The 23,256-nt window shown below is 58.2% G+C and carries 20 protein-coding genes; 9 read left to right on the forward strand and 11 right to left on the reverse strand.

The window, feature by feature from the left end:
- Window positions 1-18 precede the first annotated feature (18 nt).
- Entirely contained in the window at window positions 19-1,839 is a 1,821-nt protein-coding gene (gene mutL / locus ABVT35_RS01700) for a DNA mismatch repair endonuclease MutL (protein WP_368464480.1), read from the reverse strand.
- Between the two features lie 152 nt (window positions 1,840-1,991).
- On the opposite strand from mutL, the gene ABVT35_RS01705 reads away from it, so the two are divergent.
- The 8 genes from ABVT35_RS01705 (at window position 1,992) to ABVT35_RS01740 (ending at window position 9,892) form a co-directional block, all read left to right on the forward strand.
- Window positions 1,992-2,960: a metal ABC transporter solute-binding protein, Zn/Mn family gene (locus tag ABVT35_RS01705; RefSeq protein WP_368464482.1), complete on the forward strand. Its 969-nt coding sequence runs from the start codon at window positions 1,992-1,994 to the stop codon at window positions 2,958-2,960.
- A gap of 1 nt (window position 2,961) precedes the next feature.
- On the forward strand, window positions 2,962-3,729 hold the full coding sequence (locus tag ABVT35_RS01710) for a metal ABC transporter ATP-binding protein (RefSeq protein ID WP_368464484.1): 768 nt from the start codon (window positions 2,962-2,964) through the stop codon (window positions 3,727-3,729).
- A gap of 5 nt (window positions 3,730-3,734) precedes the next feature.
- Window positions 3,735-4,961, forward strand: coding sequence for a metal ABC transporter permease (locus tag ABVT35_RS01715; RefSeq protein ID WP_368464486.1), 1,227 nt, complete (start codon window positions 3,735-3,737; stop codon window positions 4,959-4,961).
- Window positions 4,962-4,971: 10 nt separating this feature from the next.
- Window positions 4,972-5,886 carry a metal ABC transporter permease gene (locus tag ABVT35_RS01720; RefSeq protein WP_368464488.1) on the forward strand — a complete coding sequence of 305 codons (915 nt, stop codon included), beginning with the start codon at window positions 4,972-4,974 and terminating at the stop codon, window positions 5,884-5,886.
- Between the two features lie 217 nt (window positions 5,887-6,103).
- Window positions 6,104-7,450 (forward strand): putative bifunctional diguanylate cyclase/phosphodiesterase, encoded by a 1,347-nt coding sequence (locus ABVT35_RS01725; protein ID WP_368464490.1) that lies wholly within the window; start codon window positions 6,104-6,106, stop codon window positions 7,448-7,450.
- Between the two features lie 138 nt (window positions 7,451-7,588).
- Window positions 7,589-8,296, forward strand: coding sequence for an ABC transporter permease (locus ABVT35_RS01730; protein ID WP_368464492.1), 708 nt, complete (start codon window positions 7,589-7,591; stop codon window positions 8,294-8,296).
- On the forward strand, window positions 8,289-9,044 hold the full coding sequence (locus tag ABVT35_RS01735) for an energy-coupling factor ABC transporter ATP-binding protein (RefSeq protein WP_368464493.1): 756 nt from the start codon (window positions 8,289-8,291) through the stop codon (window positions 9,042-9,044). Before ABVT35_RS01730 ends, ABVT35_RS01735 begins: the two co-directional genes overlap by 8 nt.
- Window positions 9,045-9,055: 11 nt before the next feature.
- Entirely contained in the window at window positions 9,056-9,892 is an 837-nt protein-coding gene (locus ABVT35_RS01740; RefSeq protein WP_368464495.1) for a substrate-binding domain-containing protein, read from the forward strand.
- Between the two features lie 51 nt (window positions 9,893-9,943).
- Here ABVT35_RS01740 and ABVT35_RS01745 read toward each other — a convergent pair whose 3' ends face one another.
- The 10 genes from ABVT35_RS01745 to ABVT35_RS01790 form a co-directional block, all read right to left on the reverse strand.
- Window positions 9,944-11,302, reverse strand: coding sequence for a phosphomannomutase (locus ABVT35_RS01745; protein ID WP_368464497.1), 1,359 nt, complete (start codon window positions 11,300-11,302; stop codon window positions 9,944-9,946).
- A gap of 153 nt (window positions 11,303-11,455) precedes the next feature.
- Window positions 11,456-13,414: a beta-galactosidase gene (locus ABVT35_RS01750; RefSeq protein WP_368464498.1), complete on the reverse strand. Its 1,959-nt coding sequence runs from the start codon at window positions 13,412-13,414 to the stop codon at window positions 11,456-11,458.
- A gap of 11 nt (window positions 13,415-13,425) precedes the next feature.
- Complete coding sequence (locus ABVT35_RS01755; protein WP_368464500.1) at window positions 13,426-14,313, reverse strand: SMP-30/gluconolactonase/LRE family protein; 888 nt, start codon at window positions 14,311-14,313, stop codon at window positions 13,426-13,428.
- 15 nt (window positions 14,314-14,328) lie between these two features.
- Window positions 14,329-14,964, reverse strand: a complete 636-nt coding sequence (locus ABVT35_RS01760) for a 2-dehydro-3-deoxy-6-phosphogalactonate aldolase (RefSeq protein WP_368464502.1) — start codon at window positions 14,962-14,964, stop codon at window positions 14,329-14,331.
- Window positions 14,961-15,908 carry a 2-dehydro-3-deoxygalactonokinase gene (locus ABVT35_RS01765; RefSeq protein ID WP_368464503.1) on the reverse strand — a complete coding sequence of 316 codons (948 nt, stop codon included), beginning with the start codon at window positions 15,906-15,908 and terminating at the stop codon, window positions 14,961-14,963. Before ABVT35_RS01765 ends, ABVT35_RS01760 begins: the two co-directional genes overlap by 4 nt.
- A gap of 305 nt (window positions 15,909-16,213) precedes the next feature.
- Complete coding sequence (locus ABVT35_RS01770) at window positions 16,214-16,984, reverse strand: SDR family NAD(P)-dependent oxidoreductase (protein ID WP_368464504.1); 771 nt, start codon at window positions 16,982-16,984, stop codon at window positions 16,214-16,216.
- Complete coding sequence (locus ABVT35_RS01775; protein ID WP_368464505.1) at window positions 16,981-19,131, reverse strand: alpha-galactosidase; 2,151 nt, start codon at window positions 19,129-19,131, stop codon at window positions 16,981-16,983. The genes ABVT35_RS01770 and ABVT35_RS01775 overlap by 4 nt, the downstream gene beginning before the upstream one ends.
- Window positions 19,132-19,159: 28 nt before the next feature.
- Window positions 19,160-20,008 carry a carbohydrate ABC transporter permease gene (locus tag ABVT35_RS01780; protein ID WP_368464507.1) on the reverse strand — a complete coding sequence of 283 codons (849 nt, stop codon included), beginning with the start codon at window positions 20,006-20,008 and terminating at the stop codon, window positions 19,160-19,162.
- A gap of 1 nt (window position 20,009) precedes the next feature.
- The gene (locus ABVT35_RS01785) at window positions 20,010-20,939 is read right to left on the reverse strand and encodes a carbohydrate ABC transporter permease (protein ID WP_368464509.1); all 930 of its coding nucleotides are present in this window, start codon (window positions 20,937-20,939) and stop codon (window positions 20,010-20,012) included.
- 126 nt (window positions 20,940-21,065) lie between these two features.
- A complete protein-coding gene (locus ABVT35_RS01790) occupies window positions 21,066-22,316 on the reverse strand; it encodes an ABC transporter substrate-binding protein (protein ID WP_368464510.1) in 1,251 nt (416 codons plus the stop codon).
- Window positions 22,317-22,446: 130 nt separating this feature from the next.
- Between ABVT35_RS01790 and ABVT35_RS01795 the strand changes: the two genes are divergently transcribed.
- Window positions 22,447-23,256, forward strand: coding sequence for an IclR family transcriptional regulator (locus ABVT35_RS01795; RefSeq protein WP_368464512.1), 810 nt, complete (start codon window positions 22,447-22,449; stop codon window positions 23,254-23,256).

Raw genomic sequence — 23,256 nt, forward strand, 5'->3', positions numbered from 1 at the left:
CTGTGTTCCTTGAGGGCGCTATCGCCTGCCGAACAGCCTTTCGATATCCGACAATTTCAATTCTATATAGGTGGGGCGGCCATGATTGCACTGCCCGGAGCCCGGTGTCGATTCCATTTGCCGCAGCAGGCTGTTCATTTCTTCCGCGGTCAGGCGTCGCCCGGAGCGTACCGATCCGTGACATGCCATAGTGGCGGCAACGTAGTCAATCCTTGCCTTCAACCCGCCCGCATCGTCCCATTCGGCAACCTCGTCGGCCAGTTGGCGAACCAGCCCGGCGGCATCGATTTCTCCGAGTATGGCCGGCGTCTCGCGCACCGCGATTGCGCCGGGGCCGAAACGTTCAATTGTAAGCCCAAGCTGCGCAAGCTCTTCGCCATGGATCATCAGCCGGTCGCAATCCTCCTCCGGAAGATCGACGATTTCGGGAATGAGCAGAACCTGTGATGAAACGGTGCGTGCATGCAGCGACTGTTTCAGGCTTTCATAGACCAGGCGTTCATGGGCCGCGTGCTGGTCGACGATAACCAGCCCGTCGCCGGTCTGCGCGACGATGTAGTTTTCATGAAGCTGGGCCCTTGCCGCGCCCAACGGGAACCCGGCTTCGGTTTCATCGCCCACAACGGTGGAAACCGGCGCGGCTTCGCTGCGGGCCGAGGGACCCGAAAATGCATCAAAGGTGCTTTGGGTATTTTCCGAAAAGCCGTTTACCGGGACCGCTTCCTGCGGCCTGAATGGCGAGGACGCCAGATCGTAATTTGCCGCGCCCGGCATGCTGCCGTGCCGAGTGTTCGAAGCGAATTCAGGGCGGAAGGCGGATACCATGTCGCGGGCGCCGACGCTGGAAGCACGATCGCCGTGCTGAGTCAGCGCCTCACGGATTGCACCGACAATGAGACCGCGCAGCAGTCCGGGATCGCGGAAGCGGACATCGGCTTTGGCGGGGTGCACATTGACGTCGACGAATGCGGGATCGAGTGTGATCGAAAGAACGGCGACCGGATAGCGTCCACGGGGGATCGTGTCGGCATAGGCGCCCCTGAGTGCCGACAGGATCAGCTTGTCTTGAACCGGACGGCCGTTGACGAAGGCATATTGCTGCAGCGAATTGGCGCGGTTGTAGGTTGGAACGCACGCATAGCCGGTCAGGCGGACATCTTCCCGCACGGCATCGATTGCAATGGCGTTGTCGGCAAATTCCTTGCCGAGCACCTGGCCGATGCGCGCCAGCTTGTCTTCGCCCGTCGCCGGATATTCAATCGTCGTGCGGTCCGTGCCCGACAGCGCCAGGCGGACTTCCGGAAATGCAATTGCAATGCGCTTGAACACTTCAGTAATCGCGCCAGTTTCCGCGCGGTCGCTTTTCAGAAATTTCAGCCGCGCCGGCGTTGCGTAGAATATATCGCGTACCTCGACCACGGTTCCGCGGTTGGCCGCCGCCGGGCGTACCGGCTCTGTCGCGCCACCCGAAACACGCACCTCGTAGCCACTGTCCGCGTCCCCGGTTCTGCTCTGGATGCGCAATTTCGCGACCGATCCGATGGAGGGTAGGGCCTCGCCGCGAAATCCGAGTGTTGCGATACTGTCGAGGTCGTCGGTGATTTTGGAGGTGCAATGCCGCTGGACCGCCAGACCAAGATCGTTGGGCGTCATGCCACAGCCGTCGTCCGTCACGCGCACCAGTGCCTTACCGCCCCCCGCCGTTGCCACCTCGATGCGGGTCGCACCGGCGTCGATGGCGTTTTCAACCAGTTCCTTGACGACGCTGGCCGGCCGCTCGATCACTTCGCCGGCCGCGATCTGGTTGATAAGCGTTTCTGAAAGATGCCTGACTGTCATTAGCTGATAATCCCGGATTCGGGTGGCCAAGAAAAGACGTGAGGTCATATTCCTGCCAAGATTTTCTTGCTATTAAGAATTATTCGCAATAAAAGAAGTTTCAACCTCAACGCGGCATGGTGTTGCCATGCCTATTTTTCTGGAGTTTTTGCATGGCATTGCGTCGCATTCTGGCCCTTGGGGGCATTCTTGTCGCGCTGCTTGCGTTCGCGCTTCCCGCCACCGGTGTGCGGGCGGCAGACAAGCTGAAGGTTGTCGCCACGGTCTCCATGATCGGTGATGTCCTGACGGCTATTTCGGGTGATCGCGCCGAGGTCACGACGTTGATGGGAGAGGGCGTCGATCCGCATCTCTACCGGCAGACCCAGTCGGACATCGCGGCGATGGTGCGCGCCGACGCGGTATTCTGGAACGGCCTGTATCTTGAAGCGCAGCTTGAGGAATTCCTTGAAAAACTGGCCAAACGCAAGCCGGTTTTTGCGATCGGTGAAGCCGTTCCCGAGGATCTGCGCATTTCGAGCATCACCTATTCCGATCGCTACGATCCGCATATCTGGATGACGCCGGAACTGTGGCGCCATGCGGTTAAGGCAGCACGCGACGCGCTGATCGAACTCGATCCGGAAGGCGCCGATACCTACACCGCCAATACCGAAATCTATCTGGACAACATGGACACGCTGGCGGCTTTCGCCCGCGACAGCCTTGCAACGGTTCCTGAAGACAAGCGCGTGCTTGTTACCGCGCATGATGCCTTTGGCTATTTCGGCCGTACCTATGGTTTCGATGTAATCGGCATTCAGGGACTTTCAACCGAGAGCGAAGCAGGCCTGCAGCGGGTGGATGAAATTGTCAGCCTCATTGTCGACCGCGACATTCAGGCTATTTTCGTTGAAACCTCCGTGCCCGAGCGCAACGTGCGCGCATTGATAGAAGGTGCCGCCGCGCGTGGCCACACGGTGGTTGTCGGCGGCCAGCTCTTTTCGGATGCGATGGGCTCTGCCGGCACATACACCGGCACCTATATTGGCATGATCGACTCCAATGTCACAGTCATCACCAACGCTCTCGGCGGAACGGCGCCGGTCGCCGGTCTCAACGGCAAACTGGTCGGGAGCTGACATGAATATTCACAATACGGATGCCGGAGCGGCGCTGAAGGTGCGCGGACTGTCAGTTGCCTATGGTGACAAACCGGCCCTGTCATCCGTGGATGCGGTTTTCCAGCAAGGGCGCATGAGTTCCATTGTCGGACCAAACGGCGCCGGTAAGTCGACAATGCTGAAGGCTGCGATGGGTATCATCCCGGCAATCAGCGGTGATGCGCAATTCTTCGGCCGGCCACTTGATGAAGCGCGCAGCAGGGTGGCCTATGTGCCGCAGCGTGCCAGCGTAGACTGGGATTTTCCGGCAACCGTTATCGATGTTGTCATGATGGGGCTCTATCGCAGCCTCGGGCCGTTTCGCCTGATCGGCCGCACGCAGCGTGAATTCGCCCTCGGTTGCCTGGAGGAAGTTGACATGGCTTCGCTGGCAAACCGTCAGATAGGACAGCTTTCAGGCGGCCAGCAGCAACGTGTGTTCATCGCCCGCGCGCTTGCGCAAAGGGCTGATCTGCTGCTGCTCGACGAACCCTTTGCCGGGGTTGATGCCGCCACCGAAAAAACCATCATCACGCTGCTTAAAAAACTTGTTGCAGAGGGCGGCACGGCCGTTGCCGTGCACCATGACCTTTCCACCGTCACAGCCTATTTTGACGATGTGCTCATTCTCAACGTGCGCCGCATCGCCAACGGCCCGGTCGAAAAAGCTTTCACCGATGCCAACCTTGCCGAAGCCTATGGCGGGCGTCTGGCGCAGGCCGTGCCGGTGCTGCAGGAAACGGTCTGAACGGCATGATCGACGTATCGGCATTCGTCAACGCGCTGACATTCAACGCCGGTTACAACACGGCCATCGTCGCGATTGGTGCGGTGCTGCTTGGCTGGGCCGGCGGGACGGTGGGAACATTCCTGCTGCTGCGACAGCGTTCGCTCGTCTCCGATGCACTCAGCCACGCGACCCTGCCGGGTGTCGGCATTGCATTCCTGGTTATGGCCTGGTTTGGCGGATCCGGGCGGTTTCTGCCCGGCCTTCTCATTGGAGCGGCAATTAGCGCCATGATTGGCCTTGCCAGCGTCGAGTGGCTGACACGGCGTACGCGGTTGAAATCCGACGCCGCGATCGGCGCTGTCCTGTCATCATTTTTCGGCCTTGGCGTCGTTCTGCTGACGGTTATCCAGTCATTGGGAATCGGCCGACAGGCCGGCATCGGCAGTTTCCTGCTCGGCTCGACATCCGGCATGCTGCGCAATGAGGCAATCACGCTTGCCGTTCTCGCCCTCGGCGTCGCGCTGTTGGTTTTTGTCTTTCGCCGCCAGCTGACACTTGTGTGTTTTGACGAGACTTTTGCCCGCACCTCCGGCATCGACATCCGCCGGACCGATCTCATGCTGATGTTCCTCGTCATGGCCGTCACCGTGACCGGATTGCGCGTGGTCGGGCTTATTTTGGTGGTCGCACTGCTCATCATCCCCCCTGTCGCAGCGCGCTTTTGGACCGACAAGACGAGTACGATGGTGCTCGTGAGTGGCCTTATCGGGGCTGTTTCAGGATTTATCGGCACGGCGCTGTCGGCTTCGGTTCCGAACTTCCCGGCAGGTCCCGTCATCGTGCTGGTCGCGGCCTGCCTGTTTGTGTTGTCATTGCTGTTTGCACCGGCAAGGGGCGTATTTTACGGTCTCTATCGCGCACGCGCCTTCTCCCGCAAGGTTCACCGGCGCCAGGGGCTTCTCGCCATTTTGAGGGGCGAGGCGATCTATGACGGTGACACGATCAAGGTGCTGAAGGCGGAACGCTTCATCCGCGCCGACGGAACACCGACAAGGGTCGGGCTGGAAGCTGCTGAAAATGCGGCGCGCGAGGAAGCGCTTTGGACCATATATCTGCGTGACAATCCCGACGCGGCCTACCGCGCGGCACGCATGCGGCTCGATCCGATTGCTGAGCGCCTGACAACCGGCGAGATAGCGGAACTGGAAAAGCAGTTCTCCGCGCCGGCCGGCGTGCTTCCGGCGCAATAGGGGAAACGTTATGGATGGGCTCTATATCGGACTTGTTCTCGTTCCCATGCTCATCGGCGTGCTGGCCGCGATTTCCTGTGCACTGCTTGGCAATTTCCTGGTACTGCGCAAACAGAGCCTCATGGGCGATGCGGTAAGCCATGTGGTTCTTCCCGGCATTGTCATTGCCTTCATTTTCACCGGGTCCATGTCGGTGGGTCCGATGCTTCTTGGTGCCGCCGCCGCAGCGTTGATTTCGGCCCTGTTGATTGAGCTCGTGCGAAATCTCGGCAAAGTGGAGCCGGGTGCCGCCATGGGGGTTGTCTTCACCGCTCTGTTCGCCCTTGGTGTCGTGCTGCTCGAGCAAAGCGACACCCGTGATATTCATTTTGATGTTGAACATGCGCTCTATGGAAACCTGGAGAGCCTTGTATGGCTTTCCGGGATGGATGCCGCCTCGCTGTTGGACCCTGAAGCCCTCGCGGATTTGCCGCCGCAGCTGGGCCGGCTGGCTCTGGCGCTGGTCGCGGTGGTTGCTTTTTTAGTTTTCTTTTGGCGTCAGCTCGTCGTCTCGACATTCGATCCGGTATTCGCGCATGCATCCGGTGTTCCAGTCCGCTTTGTCGGAGCCGCTTTGATCTCACTTGTCGCCATAGTTGCGGTGACGGCCTTTGAAGCCGTCGGCGCAATCATCACCATCGCGATGCTGATTTGTCCGGCTGCTGCTGCACGATTGATGACAAACAGGCTGATTCCGCAAATTCTGTGGAGCGTATTATTCGCCCTCATATCGGCGGTCGCCGGTTTCTGGGCCGCAGGCAGCGGAATGGAGCTGATCGGCAGCGGATTCAGCGTCAGCGCGGCCGGCATGATCGCTGCCGTCAGCGGGATTATACTCGCGCTATGCGCCGCCGCTGCGCCTCAGCGCAAAGGCGCGTTGAGCTGATACGGGCAGACTGCCTGATCACGTGGAACCTGGTCTGTCGTGCAAGCCGATTGGGTTTTATTCCCAAATCGGCGGTGAAATTAGCAAAATTTCAATGGGTTGCGGAGCGTCGATATAAAAAGAAAAGCTCCCCGATAGGTGTTTTTTAACGAAGCTAGGTCATTCTCCGGCACTGAAAATGGTGTTCCTCCACCATTTAGGGCGCAAGGACGAGGCAATGTCGGTTGAACTGACCAGCGGTCAATCCAAGACCATGGGTGGAGTGGATGCGGTATCCTATACCGATCCGCTCACCGGCCTTGGCAACCGGGTGCGACTGCGCGACAAGATCAGCAAACTCATCCAGGAGCGTTCGCTCGACCCGGCGCCGTTCACCATTGGCCTTGTGAATCTGGATGGTTTCCGCCCCATCAACGACCTTTTCGGACACGCCGCAGGCGACGATATTCTTTGCCAGGTAGCGCATCGGCTGCGTGCCTGCATGCCACCTGGGGCTGTGGTCATGCGGCTGGAAAGCGATGCTTTTGCATTTGTCCTTCCGCTTGTGTTTGACGAGCGTGGCGCTGTAAAGGTAAGCGACCTGTTCAAGGACGTGCTTTCCGCCCCCTATGACCTCGGCAAGCGCACGGTTCGCCTGTCATCATCTTTCGGTTTTGCGATCTATCCCTATGCCGGTGAGGATTATGCACAATTGATGGAAAGCGCCGATACGGCGCTGTACAGATCCAAACGCCGCGGCCGCGGCCAGGTCACAGTCTATTCCGTGGATATCGCCGAAGAGATGAAGCGGGCAACGCAGCTCGAACAGGCGTTGCGCCGGGCGATTATTGCGGATGAGGTGGACGTTCATTTTCAGCCCATCGTTGACATCTCCAACGGCTACCCGATCGGCTTCGAGGCGCTGGCCCGCTGGCATGACGACGAACTCGGCTTCGTATCGCCGGCAACGTTCATTCCGCTTGCCGAGGAGCGCGGCATCATCGAACCGCTGACCGAGACAATGCTGAAAAAGGCAGCGCAGGCGGCGCTAAGCTGGCCGGATGATAAATTCCTTTCGTTCAATCTGTCTTCGGCGCAGCTTGTCGATCCGTCCACGCATGGCAAGATTATGTCGATTATCCAGAGTGTCGGGCTCGATCCCCACCGGCTGGAGCTCGAGATCACCGAAACCGCAATGATGGCCGATCCCGATATTGCTAACAGCATCATCGACAGTCTGCGCGCCGAGGGCGTTTCGATTTCGCTTGATGATTTCGGAACGGGCCAGTCAAGCCTCGGCCGACTGCGGGAAATTGCGCTCGACAAGGTCAAGATCGACCGCTCATTCGTATCCGAAATCACCCGCGACCGGCCTTCAGAACACATCATCAAGGCGATTATAGCCCTTTGCGACGGCCTCGACCTGAAAGTCGTCGCCGAGGGGATTGAGACCTCCGAGCAGGCCGGCAAACTGCTTGAGCTCGGATGTGTCACGGGCCAGGGCTATTTCTACGGCAAACCCATGAGCGCGCTCCACATTCAGGAATATCTTCATTCGATCGGTATTGCACGGACAGCCGTCTGAACTGTTCTCCATTCCTGTGTCATTTCGACCCCATTGACGTTGGAATCGGCAATTTTGCCGTTTTGGGTATGATGGCGCCGCGACTTAACGTATTTAATGCCCGCAAACTGTTTGTCGGATTATGAAACGTGCCAACGTATGCAGGATTTCGCCGCATCATTCTTTGAAGCCTTCCGGCTGGTTCTCGGGTTGAACCCCGGGCTTTTGGAGATTGTCTGGCTTTCGCTGAAAGTCAGTATGACGGCCGTGATCATTGCCGCCGTTGTCGGTCTTCCAATCGGCGCATTTCTCGCCGTTTCCCGGTTTCCCGGGCGCGGCATCGTCATTGTCACCGTCACCGCGTTAATGGGCCTGCCGCCCGTCGTCGTCGGTCTGGTGGTTTATCTGCTGCTTTCAAATGCAGGGGCGCTCGGCCCCTTGCAATTGCTCTACACGCCCACGGCCATGATCATTGCACAGACCATCTTGGTCGTGCCGATAATCGCGGCGCTGGCCCGCCAGACGCTCGAAGACCTGAATGCGGAATACCGCGATCAGCTCATGCTGTTCGGTCTTGGCAGCCTGGCCCGTCTGCGCACCCTCTTATGGGAGGGCCGCTACAGCCTCATGACGGCATTTCTGGCCGGTTTCGGCCGTGCCATAGCGGAGGTCGGTGCGGTAATCATCGTCGGCGGCAACATCAATCACGTGACCCGCGTCATGACCACGGCAATCGCCCTGGAAACATCCAAGGGTAATCTCGCGCTGGCGCTTGGGCTGGGCATCATCCTCGTTATCATGGCCTTTGTCATCAATGCGTTGGTTTTCGTTCTGCGCGCCGCGGCTGAAAGATCCGCCTATGCATGATCCTGTTCGCTCGGGGCTGCAGGCCGGAACAAAGCCTATATTGCCGGTCACTGCGGAACGGCTCTTCGTGCGGCGCAAGGGCAGGGTATTGCTCGACGTAGAAAAACTGACAATCGGCGGTGGCGGCACAACGGTGCTTGTCGGCCCGAACGGTGCCGGCAAATCCCTGCTGCTCAAGGTTCTTGCAGCTCTGAGGCAGCCGGATACGGGGCGCGTGTTGTGGAACGGTGTTCCGCCGGACCGCCAGCGCTATAGCCGTTTCGGCATGGTATTGCAGACACCTGTGCTGCTTCGACGAACCGTTCGGTCGAATATCGAATTCGCACTGCGCGCGGTCGGCTGCAATGGTTCAGAAGCCCGTCAACGGGCGCAGTCCGCCTTGGAGACGGCGCGGCTGCTGCCGCTGGCCAACGCATCCGCACGGGTGCTTTCGGGTGGCGAAATGCAGCGCCTCGCGCTTGCGCGTGCGCTGGCGACCGGACCCGATCTTCTGTTTCTCGACGAGCCGACATCAAGCCTTGATCCGGCTTCGATGCAGACAATCGAGGCGATGGTCCAGACCGCCAGCAAGGACGGCATGCGCATCGTGCTCATCGCCCATGATCTGGCCCAGGCACGGCGCCTCGGCGACGAGATCATTCTCATGCATCACGGCAAAATCGTCGAGCGAGCGCCGACCCTTCCGTTTTTCCAGTCTCCGGGAACCGAAGAGGCAAGGGCATTCATCGCCGGTAAGATATTGGTTTAACAGGAGGTACTATGAAACTCAGCAATCGTTTGTTTATCAGTTTCGCTGCGGCCGGCGTGTTAGCAGCTAATGTTTCACCGGCGCTCGCCGGCGATTTCATTCTCCTGCAGTCGACAACGTCGACCCAGAATTCAGGGCTCTACGATCACCTGCTGCCGCTCTTCGAAGACAAGACCGGAATTCAGGTCCGGGTCGTCGCGGTCGGAACCGGGCAGGCGATCAAGAATGCTCGCAACTGCGACGGCGATCTCCTGCTGGTCCACGCGAAAGCCGCCGAGGAAGCCTTTGTCAAGGAAGGAAGCGGCAAGAAGCGCAGCGACGTCATGTATAACGACTTCGTTCTGATAGGCCCGTCCGATGATCCGGCGGGGGTCAAGGGACTTTCCGAGATTGAGGACGCGCTGGAGGCGGTTTCGGGCAAAGAGGCGGCATTTGCTTCGCGTGGCGATGATTCAGGCACCCACAAGAAGGAGTTGTCACTCTGGAAAATGACCGGCATCGATCCCGTTGCACACAGCGGCGAATGGTATCGCGAGACCGGATCGGGTATGGGAGCGACGCTCAATGCCGCCGTCGCGATGGGCGCTTATGCGCTCACCGACCGGGCGACATGGATCAGCTTCGGCAACCGGGCCCAGCACGAAATCCTGGTGGAAGGTGACGCGGATCTGTTCAACCAGTATGGCGTCGTCACCATTAATCCGGAACGCTGCCCCAACATCAAGCAGGACGCTGCAAAACGGTTTGTAGACTGGCTGCTCGGTCCTGAAGGGCAGGCAGCAATCGCCGACTATCGCCTGGAAGACCAGCAGCTTTTCTTCCCCAATGCTGACAATGGCGATAGCTGACTACAGCAGGGTCGCCCACCATCAAATGCTTCAAATTGAACCGATCTTGCTCTAATCCGCCTCGATCAGAGCGGTAATTTCCTTAACCTTCGCGGCGACCAGATCCGCGTCGCCGCGTGCCTCGATGTTCAGGCGCAGCAGCGGTTCGGTGTTGGAAGCGCGGACGTTGAAGCGCCAGTCGTCAAACGACATGCTCAGCCCGTCGATGGTCTCGACGGTCGGGTAGGAACGGTCGAAATGATCGGCGATTTTCTTTTGCACTTGGGCTGCATCAGATACGGTGAAGTTGATCTCGCCGGAGCATGGGAACGCTGCAATCCGCGCTTCCACCATTTCGCTGAACTTTGCACCATTTGAGGAAAGCTCCGCAACGATTGCCAGCCAGGGCAGCATGCCGGTGTCGCAATAGCTGAAATCGCGGAAATAGTGGTGGGCGCTCATCTCGCCGCCGTAAACCGCATTTTCCTCGCGCAGCATCTGCTTGAAAAAGGCATGGCCAGTGCGGCAGATCTTTGCCGTGCCGCCGGCCGATTCCACCACGTCGATCGTGTTCCAGGTCAGGCGCGGGTCGTAAAGCACCGTGCCGCCCGGCTGTGAACGCAACATCGTTTGTGCGATCAGTCCGACAAGATAATAACCTTCGACGAAACGGCCCTGTTCGTCATAGAAAAAGCAACGGTCGAAATCTCCGTCCCAGGCAAGGCCCAGGTCAGCACCATGTTCGATCACTGCTTTGCTGGCGCGCTCGCGTTTTTCAGGCAAAAGCGGATTGGGAATGCCGTTGGGCAGCCGCGGGTCCGGCTGGTGATCGACCTTGATGAAATCGAACGGCAGATGTTCTTCAAGAAGGTCGATGACCGGGCCGGCGCAGCCGTTTCCGGCATGACAGACGATTTTCAACGGCTTCAGATCGAGGCCTTCAACCTGCTTTAAAAGCCGCTCCACATAGGCGGATTTGCCGAGTTGAGGCGCGAGGGAGCCGCGTTTGGCGTAGTCCTCGACAATCGGGAATTTGCGGTCCGAATAGACCAGCTCCTCAAGGGGTCCCAGCGCATTGTCGCGGGTCGCTGCGCGCGAGCCCTGCAGCACCATCTTGATGCCGTTGTAGTTTTTCGGGTTGTGGCTCGCCGTCACCATCAGTCCGGCGTCTGCGCCTGCATCGTCGGTGTGGAAGTAGACTTCCTCGGTTCCGCATTGCCCGAGCGGCAGGACATCGACGCCGCTGTCGAGAAGCCCCTGGATCATCGCATGGGCAAGGGCGGGGCTGTCCTGTCGCATATCATGACCGACCACAACGCTTTTGCGAGGTGTCTGGGCGGCGACCGACTGCCCGAAGCGGTAGGCAAAGGGTGTGTTGACTTGCCCGGGAATTTCACCGCGGATATCGTAGGCTTTGAAAGCTGAGGTCATGATGGGGGAATTCCGGTTCTTTGAGTTTGCACTGAAATCAAAATTGCCGCTTGCGGCGGTGCCCGAAAAGGCGTGGCGGTTTCCCTGCGATATCACTCCGCAACGACGGAAACAACATTCAGTCGGTCGCTGCGGTCGATGGCGGTTAAGATTTCATGTGCGGATAACCGAAACCTCGGCTGGTTGCAGCAGCTCGGTTCCCAACACGAATGTCCCGCGCAACCCCAGTGCCTCAAGTTCTGTCGGATCGTCGCCATAGTTGAAAGCAAACAGGAGGTCGCCGTTGCGCCGCAGTCTGACGCCGTCCGGCAGTCGGCATGTCGTTATGCCGGCTTCGCCGGTCAGCCGGGCCATGACCGTGTCCAGCAACCGTTCGTCCGGCCAGCCGCCGATATAGTGCAGATCCCGTTGCTTCACCAGAACCGGCCAGCCGTCACGGCTGAAAATCTCGACTTTGCAGTCGCCGCTTGCGACCAGGAACTCGCGCCAGAACCTCAATTTACCATGGCCCTCCTTGAGCGCCACCGGGCAATCGGGCCGCAGGCTTTCAACGCGGGTGATGGTCACATTCGCCAGCTGTTCAGGCAAATCCGGTGGCAAACGTTCCGGTATCGAAAAATCTCCGGTCTTTGATCCGGACCGCGGTCCGATCAGAGCAACGCCCTTGTAGGCTTCCAGTGCCTTGACCAGATTTTTATGCCAGGTGAACAGGCCCGGTATGATCACCAACTTGTATCGGGAAAGATCCGCCGCATCAGGCGGCAGGATGTCGATCGAAAGACCAAGGCGCCTTAGCGACCGGTAATAGTCGAACACCAGTCTGAAATAGTCGAATTCCCGCCCCTGCGGTTGGATTTCCCACGCCCAGGCTGATGTATAGTCAAATACGATAGCCGCATTTGCCGCCGCGCTGCCGGACGAACCGAGCAGTTCAGTGTCCCGGGCAACTGTTTCAATCTCGGAAAATGCTTCGGCTTCCACCCCGTCCGGCCGCAACAGCCCGGCATGCATCTGTTCCTGCGCAAAGGGCGCCTGCCGCCAGCGGAAATAGCTGACGACCTCAGCCCCGTGAGCAAAGGCTTCCAGCGACCACAGCCGCACCATGCCCTGTTTCGGAGCCGGGTTGTGATCAGCCCAGTTGACCGGCCCCGGCTGCTGCTCCATGACCCACCAGCGGCCGTTCGACGTCGTTCTATAGAGATCGTGGTGAAAGGCTTGAAAATCGGGATCGCCTGTGCGCGCAAACCGCCGCCGCCACGCCTGATCTGCGTCGGACCGGTCCTCAAGAAAGCCGAGCGGATAGCAATCCCAGCTCGAAACATCCAGATCGGCACCCACTTTATAATGATCGAAATCAAGCGTCCGTCCCATGAAGTTGTGAATGAGGTCCCGGCCGGGTGAGAGCCTGCGCAGGATTTCGGTCTGCAGACGGTTGAAGCTGACAACCTGATCGGACGAAAAACGATAAAAATCAAGGCTATGCGCCGGATTGTGCTCGGTCGGGGCCAGCGCCGGCAGGTCGATAGCCTCAAAGTCTGGATATTCCATCGACCAGAAGACGTTCCCCCACGCCGCGTTGAGCTTGTCGATGGTCCCGTATCGTTGTTTCAGCCATTGCCTGAATGCCAGAAGCGAGGCGGTCGACCAGTTGCGTGTGGTGTTGTGGCAGGCATATTCGTTATCGATCTGCCAGCCGGTTACCGCGGGATTTTTGCCGAACCGCTCCGCCAACGCCGTCACGATCCGCTCACATTCCGCGCGATATCCTCGATGCGAAAAGCAATAGTGCTTTCGTGAGCCGAAACCGATTGTATGGCCTTCGGCGTCTACCGGCAGCATGTCAGGCATCTCGTCAACAAGCCATTTGGGCGGCGTTGCCGTCGGCGTTCCGAGAATGATCTTGAGGCCCGCCTCATGCAAAATGTCGATGGCGCGTGCCAGCCAGTCGAATCGCAGGTCGCCGCGTGCCGGTTCAAGGCGCGACCATGCGAATTCGCCGATACGCACATAGGATATGCCCAGTGCCGCCATGCGCTGCGCATCATCTTTCCAGACCGTTTCAGGCCAGTGCTCGGGGTAGTAGCACACGCCGATCGATGGATTCGCCACCATTTTTGGAGACCTTAAATTATTACTTTTGGTTCGATCCGGCCGTTCATGCGCCGATCAAGCAGAAACGTCTTGCCGGCGTGGGGCAGCTCGCTGCGCTGTTCGTCGCTCAAGCCGACAGAGGCTGAGGTGACAATCATTTGCGATGCATCACTCCCGACAAAAGCCGGGCAGGTGATTTGCCACGTCGGCAGCTGAATGGTTTCGACAACGGCTGCGGAAGCATCATAAGCTTGTACGCACGAACCCTGCCAACGGGCTATCCATATCAGGCCGTCCGCATCCATGACGGCGCCGTCCGCAAAGCCCGGTTGACTAGGCTCCTTTACAATGAACGGCTTTGCCTCGCCCGTGGGAAGACCGGTTTTCGGATCGACATCGACCCGCATGACATTGTCCGTCACGGAGTCCGTGTAGTAGCCGACCGATCCATCAGCCGAAAAACAGATGCAATTGGTGACAGTTATGTCACTGAAAATTTTACGGATTTCACCGCGGAAAAAGTGGTAGATCGAGCCCCGCTCAGGCTGGGCCGTTTTTCCCATCGTGCCGATCCACATGGCGCCGCAGGGATGCACTCGGCTGTCATTGGACCGTGTGGCCTCATTGTCGGCTTCAAGCGGCAGGAGCTGCGACAGTGTGCCGTCCCCTGTCGACCGCACGTAAAGCCCGTGTTCGCTGACAACCAGTTGTCGCTCCGCGTCGATGACCGCAAATGCACTGCCCATGAACGGCAGATCGTGGATCGTCGCCGCATCGCTCCTGAGAGGGCGCTCCACCAGTTTTCTACCTGAAATATCCAACCACCAGGCAGTGTCTGTGTCCGGGTCGTAGGTCGGTCCTTCACCAAGCTCAAGATTGGTGTCTTCGAATATCGAACATTCGAATTCCGATAGCTGCACGCTGCTCTCCAAATGTCACACTCCGTACACGTCGTCATAGGCTTCGACCGCCAGGCGGGCCCGTTTTGCAATCTCCGCGGCGCTCATGCCCGGCTTATAGAGACTTGAGCCAAGGCCAAAGGTTCGAACGCCAACTGTACGGTAATCGCTATAACTGTCATGGGAAACCCCGCCGACGGCGCCGATTTCGATCTGCGGCGGCAATACAGCCCTGATGGCGGCGATTCCCGAAGGCCCGAGAACACTGGCAGGAAAAAACTTCAGCCCGGAAGCGCCCGCCTTGACGGCGCTCAGCGCCTCGGTTGGCGTAAAAACCCCGGGCATCGTCACCATGCCGCGGCTGGCGGCATGGGCAATGACGTCCGGTTCCACATTGGGGCTGACCATGAGCGTTCCGCCGACATTGGCCAGCCGGTCGACATCCCCGGTGTTCAGCACGGTTCCCGCACCGATGAGGCAGCCCTGCGGTGCCGTCTCGACGGCAATTTGGATGGACCGGAAAGGATCGGGAGAGTTGAGCGGTATCTCGATCGCCTCAAATCCGGCATCGATGAGCGCATTTATCGTTTCGGCGGTCTCTTCAGGTTTGATACCGCGCAAAATGGCAACGAGTGAACGCTTCAGGGAGGGCCAGGAAACCGGATGGGTCATGCTTTGATTTGTCCATAATCAGGTTGGTTGCTTGTGGTCGGCCAGAATTGCCACGCTCCGGTTATGAGACCCTTCAAAACGGCTTCGTCTGCATCGAGCGCAGTCACCGTTTGCCCCAGCGACCGGAAAGCCGCTTCATAAAGACCGAAAAGTTTGCCGGAGGCGATCAGATGGATTTCATCACCTTCGCCAAATTCAACGCGTGCCGCTGCTATTTCCCAGCCGATCAGCAGGCCGGAGAGCCGTGCAAAACTGCCGGCTGAGTTGCGACTGTAAAGCAATTGTCCGGCCCGGATGGAAAACAGCAGCCGCGAAACGCCCGTTGGATCGCGGTACGCCTCTGCAACCGCACGCGTGAATTCCGGATTTTTCGGATCGCAGCTGTCGGTTTCGCCGACCGCATGGCGCAATATTGATTGCCGGGCGATCAGGCCGAAAAGCTCGCCGGTCATGTAGGTGGTAAAACCGGTAGCCTTGCCGCCGCTGACCCGCACCCATTTTGAATGCGTTCCGGGCATGCAGGCAAGCCCGGTGGTGCGGTCGCCGGAAAATGCGCCGAGTAGCTGCGTTTCCTCGCCGCGCATGACATCAGGATGTTGCGGATCGCGCTGTGCCAGCCCGGGCAAAATGCGGATGTCGCGGCCCGCGCTTTCTATTCTGACCGCCGTTTCGACAATATCGGACAGCTTGGCCGGGACGGTCAGATAACGGGCTTCCCTCCAGCCCTGGCGCGAACCGGCCATTCCGCAGATGACGACTGGCAGGCCTTGCGAGGCCTGCATGGCGCTCAGATGCGCTTCCAGGACGTTCTCGAATCCCGTTTTTGCGGCTTGAGTCATTCCCTCATGGCTGCGCCGCTCGGCAATGACGGAGCCGTCATCCGACAAAAGCCAGATGCGAAAACTCGAAGTGCCCCAATCGACGGCTGCGCAATACGTGTCCATTGACCTAGAGCGTTTCTTGTTCATACGGAATCATTTGACCGAGGCGATTTTGGTCTCTGACAAGGCGGGTTGTGCGCCGTGGTGTTTCTCCACCACAAGCGCAAGACAACACAGTCAGAGGGCAAAATCGCCCGGCCCGTTCACTATTGATTGTCAACATTTTCTTTCCTTTCCAGGGTGGGGAAAATCGGCCCATCGGCGTCGTTGCGCCGCTTTCCCGATGCACCACATCGCGCTGCGCGACGCGCCTAGCCGAATGAACCGATTTTCCGCCATCAAATGATCCCGTATGAACAAGAAACGCTCTAGCCTGTTACAACAACGCCGCCGTCAACCACGAGCGCCTGGCTGGTCATCATTTTGGAAGCGGAAGATGCCAGAAACAGCGTCGGCGCCACAATGTCCTCGGGCGCGATTTCTTCTTTCAGGCACTGCCGTTCGATATGGGCCGCGAGTGCATCTGGCGTTACCCACAAATCGCGCTGCCGGTCGGTCAGGACCCAGCCGGGCATCAGCGCGTTGACCCGGATATTGTCGGCGCCGAGTTCGCGGGCAAGGCCGCGCGTCAGGCCGGTTATTGCCGATTTCGAAGCGACATATGCCGGATAGCCTGCATTGCCCATCATGTAGGAGATGGAGGAAAAGTTGATAATGGATCCATGTCCTGCCGCACGCATATCGCCCGCGACCTCCTGCGCCGTGAAGAAATGCGGACGCAGGTTGATGTTGATCGCCTGATCCCAGTCGTCCACCGAGTATTCGTGCAATCCATGCCGGTTGTCAGAGGCGGCATTGTTGACAAGTATCGTTATCGGCCCGTTGGCCTCGCGGGCTGTGCGGATGGATTTATGCAGCGCGTCGATATCGGTGATGTCACAGGCCATGAAAAGCGGCCGGTTGCCGTACTCCGCCTCCAGGCGGTCGCACAGCTCCGTTGCGTCGGAACGCTGCACGAATGCAACCTTCGCGCCCTGCGACACGAAGCCTTCCGTCAGCCAGGCCCCGATGCCAGATCCGCCGCCGGTGATGAAGACCGATTGACCCTTTAGATCGTCGAAATGTGCGTCCAGTTTCATGTGAGCTCCTCTGCCTGGCCCTCAAAGAGCCAAATCGTGTCCGGGAAGGGAAAGGGGGGAACAATGCCGGACTGCATCAGCGCGGTCCCGCTTAAGACGATGCCGTCCGGGCCGGACAGCGGATTTTCGTAGCGACGCGTCGCCGATCTGTTGATTTCGTCAGCATTCAGCAATCGGACGCGATAGCGCGCATGCGGATCAAGGCCGGATAGTCGAACTGGTGCCGTTGTCTCGTTGCGCGGCACATCCAAGGTGCCGGCGAACAGGAAAAAACGGTCGCGCCTGTCAGACACGATCATTTGTGCAAGACTTTCGGGTGCCGCGCAGTCCAGCCGCAGTTGCGCACCCTTATGCATCCAGTCGCGATTGTCCTTGTAAAGCTGCGTATAACGCGTCAGTTTGTCCGTCTCTTCCGCGTTAAGTTCGCGCAGATCCATCTCGAAACCCATATGGCCGGTCATCGCGACAAGGGCGCGAAACGGCATCGAAAGCCTCCGACCCGAAGTGTGGCAATGGCGCGGGCCGACATGGCTGCCGACGATCTCGGGCGGAAGAAACACAAACGCTTCGTTCTGCATTCGCCAGCGTTCATGGGCATCATTTGAATCCGACAGCCAGACGCGGTGGGTATGACGCAGGGTGCCGTAGTCGATACGGCCGCCACCGGAGGCGCAGGATTCGATCTCAACCCGTGGATGATTGCTGCGAATGCGCTCAAGCAGCGCGTTCAGCGCACGGGCTTGCCTGATCAGAAGCGGAAACCCCTCACCGTCGACGGCCAGCGTCAGGTCGCGGTTCATGTCCCATTTCAGATAGTCGATAGCATGGGTGCTGAGCAGCCAGTCGATACGCTCAAAGAGGTATTCGCCGACCTCCGGATTGGTCAGGTTGAGAACATACTGACTGCGCCCGGCCACCTGCTTGGCATCGGCCGGCATGATCAGCCACTCGGGGTGTTTGCGCGCCAGCGCACTTTCAAGATTGACCATCTCCGGCTCAACCCAAAGGCCGAACCGCATGCCGAGTGCCTCGACATGATCGACGAGCGGATGCAGACCGTCTGGATATTTGCGCGGATCGACAAACCAGTCCCCAAGGCTGGTCGTATCGTCATCACGTCCTTGCCCGTTTGCGCCAAACCAGCCGTCGTCCAGTACGAACCGTTCCGCGCCAAGCGCTGCCGCTCGGCTGGCGAGGTCCTTCAGTTCGTCGACCCTGTGATCGAAATAGACAGCCTCCCAGCAATTATAATGGACTGGCCGGGCGCCTGCGCCTTGCGGATAGGTGACGATATGCCGGCGGACATGTTGCTGGAAGTCGCAGGCCAGCCCGTTCAATCCGCGCGAAGAAAATGCCCAGTACGCAATCCCCGAGGTAACGCTGTCGCCCCTGCAGAGCCGCTGCATTTCGCCATAGCCGGCCTGAGCCTGCCGGCGCCCGTCCGGCAGCTCCTCAAGCAGCATTTCATGCGTGCCTGAAAACCCGAAATGAACGGCGCAGCTGTGCCCTTTCGTGTAGGCGGCGCCTGTTTCGGCAAAGATCATTGCCGGAAAGTGATCATGGCCTGAGCGCCCGCGGCGGTTTTCACGCAGGTGAACGCCGCGGCTGATCGGAACGGTCTGACGGTTGAACTCCTGCGTCCAGCGCCCGGCATATTCAATGATGTCCGTGAATTCCTCGCCGACGGGAAGCACCGGAACGGAAAGCCAGGATACCAGCCAGTCGCGGTCGCCATTGTTGGCGAGAACCGAGGAGACTTCCAAAACGCGACTTTCTGTCTGGAATTTGAGACTGAGCGAAAGCACAAGGCCGCTTCGCGCGTCAGTGCACTTGAACACGATGCCGCTTTCCAGCTCCTCCGTTTCGGTCAGCGTGAACTGGGTCAGGGCAGGCCGGCCCGCATCGTCGTTAAGCCGAAGACCGGGTTGGCCCGGAAACCCCCGGCCTTCTTCAGGCAGCAGTGAAAGCGGCACAATCTGATCCAGCGTTCCCGGCGTGAGTGGCCGGTTTAGGCTGTCTGCAAGAGCGTGCAGATCGTCATTGTCGGGCAGCAGGTCGCCGCAATAGACGACCTCCGGCAACCGCTGTTGCCGGGAGGAAAAGACGATCGTCTGTCCGACGTGATCCAGGCGCCAGCATTGGATCATGGCCGCTTTCCTGTATTCAGGCATGGGATCATTTAACGGCTCCAAGTGTAAGGCCTGCAATAAAGTGCTTCTGCATCAGGAAGAACATTGCCACCGGAGGCAGGGCCGCAACAATAGCTCCGGCACTCATCAGATGATAAGCGGCTCGGAACTGTGCGTTGAACGACGTAATACCGGCTGTGACCGGCTGTGATTCAGCGCCCTGTGTCAGAACAATCGCCCAGAAATAGTCGTTCCAGATGAAAGTAAATATCAACACGCTGAGCGCTGCGATAGCCGGCTTCATCAATGGCAGCACGATGTAGACAAAGATCTTCCATTCAGCGATCCCTTCAACCCGTGCCGCCTCAATGAGGGCATGGGGCAGTCCCTTGATGAAATTGCGCATGAACAATGTGCAAAATCCGGTCTGAAATGCGATGTGGAAAAGCACAAGGCCGGTCTTTGTGTTGTAAAGCCCCAAATCCAGAGTGAGGTCGCGCACAGGCACCATCAGGATCTGGAAAGGGACAAAGTTGCCGGCGACGAAAAGGAAAAAGATCCACAGATTCAGTTTGAACTTGTAAATGCCAAGTGCAAATCCCGCCATGCAGGACAGGGCCACGGCGCCGATGGCGGTCGGCACCGTAATCAGCAGCGAGTTGAGAAGGTAGCGTGGCATATCGGACTGGAAAAACACTTTTCCGTAGTTTTCAAATCCGCCAAAGGTTGAGGGCAGGTTCCAATAGTTGCCGCCGGAAAAATCACCCTCCGGCTTGATCGAGAAGAGCGCCACGGCAATGAGCGGCAACAGCCAGAAGATCAGGGCCAGCGGCAGGAAGGACTGATAGGTGATCTGCCAGCTGCGCGGCGATTTTTGAATGGGTGTCGGAAACATATCAGCGCCCCTTCTCGTCCTGGTACATCGAGTAGAGGAAGTACGCGATGAAGAACAACATGATGATGAACAGCACCACGGCGATGGCAGCGCCATAACCCATGCGGAATCCGTATTCGGAAAGCGCAACCTCGAACATGTAGAAGCTGAGGACCCGGCTTTCTCCGAATGGTCCGCCATTTGTCATGACCGAAATCAGGTCAAACGAGCGAAGCGCGCCGACGATCGTCACCACAAAGGCAATGAAGGTTGCCGGCTTGAGCTGTGGAACAATGACGTACCAGAGCATTTTCCAGCCCTTTGCACCGTCAAGTCTTGCGGCCTCGATCTGTTCGGGGTCAACGGCATTGAGACCGGTCAGGTACAGGATCATGCAATAGGCTGTTTGAGGCCAAAGGCCCGCGGCGATAATGCCATAGGTCACATAGGTCGGATCGCCCAGAACATTGATCGGTCCAAGCCCCACCAGGCCAATGATGGTGTTGAGCAGTCCGAATGTCGGATCGTAGAACCAGGTAAACACCAGGCCGACAACGACCTGGCTGATAACGAACGGGAAGAAGAACAGCGATTTATAGAGCCTGATGCCGACGACGGTCTGGTTCAAAAACAGCGCAATGAACAATCCGGCCGGGATGGCCAGCAGATAAAGGACCAGCCAGATCAGGTTGTTCTTGAGCGAAGTATAAAACGCCGGATCGTCCCACAGTTCCACGTAGTTTTCGGTGCCGATATATTCGCGGGCACCCAGGCCATCCCATGAAAACAGGGAGATTTCAAAGCTCTGGAAAATGGGAATGATCACATAGACGAGGAAAAACAGAATGGCCGGTGCCAGGAACAGCCACGGCGTGATGCTGATTTCGTTTCGTTTGTACCAGGATCGGTTTGCTGTTTCGAATTCTGATTTGGCTAGGCTGGCAGTCGACATCGCGAACCTCGTTTCTTCAGTGCGTTCGCATGTCCCTATGGGCCGGCGAAGCAGGAAACCAAAAGCGGGCTGACAGAGAGCCCGAAAGGCAAGCAGGGGCGGACCGGAAGGCCCGCCCCGGTTTGATTACTTGTAAACACGCTCGCGTGTCTTTTCCAAACGCTGCAGGATCCGGTCCAGATTGTCAGGGCGAACCATGAATTCCTGGAAACCTTCCATGCCGACCTTGGCCATTTCAGCCGGTGCATCGCGGTCGAAGAACTGAGCGAGCGCATAGGCTTCGTTCAGCATCTCAAAACCCTGCCTGACGAATTTGTCATCCGTGTTGACGCTGGCCTTGTTGTTGACGGGCAGCTGGCCGAGACTGGCATTCATCGAAGTCTGGACCTCCGGAGAGGCGACAAACTCCAGGAACGCGCGGGCGGTTTCCTTGTTGGCCGCGCCCGACGGGATATGCAGAGTATCCGTTGGCGCTTCCTCGGCCATCGGGATGCCCTCGGTGATGAGCGGGAACTGGTAGAAGTCAAGCTGATCGTCGGTCAGCCCCGCCGCCTTGATGGGATCGACAGCAAAATTGCCCATCAGGTAGGCGGTGGCCTGACCGTCGACGAGGAAGGGAATGGCTTCCTGCCAGCTATAGGCCGTGTGGTCGTCGATAAAGGCACCCATGTCAATGAGCTCACGCCAGTTGGCCATGGTTTTCTTGACCCGGTCATCGGTCCAGCTTGCCTCTCCGGCGGTCAAAGCCATGTGGAATTCGTAGCCGTTGGTGCGCAGGTTCAGATAGTCAAACCAGCCGGCTGCTGTCCAAAGGAACTTGGTGCCGATGGTGTAACATTTCCTGCCTGAATCGACGATTTTCTGGCAATTGGCCTTTTCTTCCTCCCAGGTCTTCGGAACACTCAGACCCAGCTCGTCGAAGATGTCTTTACGGTAGTAGACGCCCCACTGGTAGTAGCTATAGGGCACGCCCCACTGCTTGCCATCAATGGTCATGGCCGTCTTGGTTGATGCCAGTTCTTCGGCAAGCTCGCCCTGCCAGAGATCTGAGACATCTTCAAAGAGGCCGGTTTTCACGTAAGGCAGCATGCGATTGCCAGCGTACCAGGTTGCGACATCTGGCGGATTTGCTGTCAGGAAATTCCTGATCTGCGTCTTGTACGCATCACGGTCAATGATCGTCGTTTCGATATTGAGGTCCGGGTGCATTTCTCCGAACTGGGCGATTATGCCTTCAAACGTGGCACGCGGTGCAGGATTTGATGTGTCTAGAAAAATCTTCAGATCACCGGTCAGCTTGTCGGCGGCCGAAGCCCCTGTAGCCAACGCGGCACTGGTAACAAGCGCCAGTGCTGACGCCTTCAAAATGGAACGCATGGTTACCTCCCTTTGGTTCCGAATAATGAAACTGAAATTTACATATTGAAATTGGAACACGATTATCCTACGCTTGTCAAGAATGTCCTCTCCGGCTTTTATTGTCGGGTGAGGGTAGGGAGGACTAGAATTGGAGACTGAACGCAAGTCGAGCGGGACTGTAGGCAAGGCACTAAGCGTGCTTGACCAGGTGGCATCATTTGAACGGCCTGTGCGGTTCAATGATGTCCTGGAAGAATCCCCGTTTCCCAAGGCGACACTTTACCGGATATTACAGAATCTGGTGACTGAAGGCCTGCTGACTTTCGATCGCGAATGGCAGACCTATGCGCTTGGCGTTCGGCTTGTGCGTCTGGCGCATTCGGCCTGGACGCAATCGTCATTGGCGCCCGTTGCACGGCCGCATCTGACGGCGCTCAGCGAAGCGACAGGCGAGACAATACACCTTGCTCAGCTTGACGGGCCGCATGTGCTTTATCTCGACAAACGGGATGCAAAACGGCGCGTTAACATGTTTTCGGAAGCAGGCAAGGTCGGCCCGGCCTATTGCACCGGTGTCGGCAAGGCGATGCTGGCCCATTTGCCGGAGGGTGAACTGCAGCGCATTCTGCCTCAGCAGTCCTATCACCGTTTCACACCGGCGACGATTTGTTCCCAACAGGAACTGACCGTCGAGCTTGAACAGATCCGGCAGCATGGATTTGCGCTTGACCGTGAAGATCATGAACCCGGGATCATCTGTGTCGCGGTTCCCGTGCTGTCCAGAACCAGACAGATGATGGGCGCCATTTCAATCACCAGCACATCCGCCAGGACCTCCCTCGGTAAACTGAAGAAATTTGTGCCGGATTTGCAGAATGCAGCCAGTGAAATAGCCAAGGCGGCTGAATACTGGCGTTTCCCAGACAATCAAAGAACGCCCGAAAAAATGGAGATCTAA

This window comes from Hoeflea sp. TYP-13 (genome assembly GCF_040932035.1).
Taxonomy (GTDB): Bacteria; Pseudomonadota; Alphaproteobacteria; order Rhizobiales; family Rhizobiaceae; genus Hoeflea_A.

Coding starts and splice junctions, on each gene's coding strand:
- ABVT35_RS01720 (WP_368464488.1), top strand. CDS start 4,972: ATGGATGGGCTCTATATCGGACTTGTTCTCGTTCCCATGCTCATCGGC.
- ABVT35_RS01770 (WP_368464504.1), bottom strand. CDS start 16,984: ATGAAACTGGACGCACATTTCGACGATCTAAAGGGTCAATCGGTCTTC.
- ABVT35_RS01760 (WP_368464502.1), bottom strand. CDS start 14,964: ATGACCCATCCGGTTTCCTGGCCCTCCCTGAAGCGTTCACTCGTTGCC.
- ABVT35_RS01790 (WP_368464510.1), bottom strand. CDS start 22,316: ATGCGTTCCATTTTGAAGGCGTCAGCACTGGCGCTTGTTACCAGTGCC.
- ABVT35_RS01710 (WP_368464484.1), top strand. CDS start 2,962: ATGAATATTCACAATACGGATGCCGGAGCGGCGCTGAAGGTGCGCGGA.
- ABVT35_RS01725 (WP_368464490.1), top strand. CDS start 6,104: ATGTCGGTTGAACTGACCAGCGGTCAATCCAAGACCATGGGTGGAGTG.
- ABVT35_RS01715 (WP_368464486.1), top strand. CDS start 3,735: ATGATCGACGTATCGGCATTCGTCAACGCGCTGACATTCAACGCCGGT.
- ABVT35_RS01775 (WP_368464505.1), bottom strand. CDS start 19,131: ATGATCCAATGCTGGCGCCTGGATCACGTCGGACAGACGATCGTCTTT.
- ABVT35_RS01765 (WP_368464503.1), bottom strand. CDS start 15,908: ATGGACACGTATTGCGCAGCCGTCGATTGGGGCACTTCGAGTTTTCGC.
- ABVT35_RS01730 (WP_368464492.1), top strand. CDS start 7,589: ATGCAGGATTTCGCCGCATCATTCTTTGAAGCCTTCCGGCTGGTTCTC.
- ABVT35_RS01705 (WP_368464482.1), top strand. CDS start 1,992: ATGGCATTGCGTCGCATTCTGGCCCTTGGGGGCATTCTTGTCGCGCTG.
- ABVT35_RS01750 (WP_368464498.1), bottom strand. CDS start 13,414: ATGGTGGCGAATCCATCGATCGGCGTGTGCTACTACCCCGAGCACTGG.
- mutL (WP_368464480.1), bottom strand. CDS start 1,839: ATGACAGTCAGGCATCTTTCAGAAACGCTTATCAACCAGATCGCGGCC.
- ABVT35_RS01780 (WP_368464507.1), bottom strand. CDS start 20,008: ATGTTTCCGACACCCATTCAAAAATCGCCGCGCAGCTGGCAGATCACC.
- ABVT35_RS01735 (WP_368464493.1), top strand. CDS start 8,289: ATGCATGATCCTGTTCGCTCGGGGCTGCAGGCCGGAACAAAGCCTATA.
- ABVT35_RS01740 (WP_368464495.1), top strand. CDS start 9,056: ATGAAACTCAGCAATCGTTTGTTTATCAGTTTCGCTGCGGCCGGCGTG.
- ABVT35_RS01745 (WP_368464497.1), bottom strand. CDS start 11,302: ATGACCTCAGCTTTCAAAGCCTACGATATCCGCGGTGAAATTCCCGGG.
- ABVT35_RS01785 (WP_368464509.1), bottom strand. CDS start 20,939: ATGTCGACTGCCAGCCTAGCCAAATCAGAATTCGAAACAGCAAACCGA.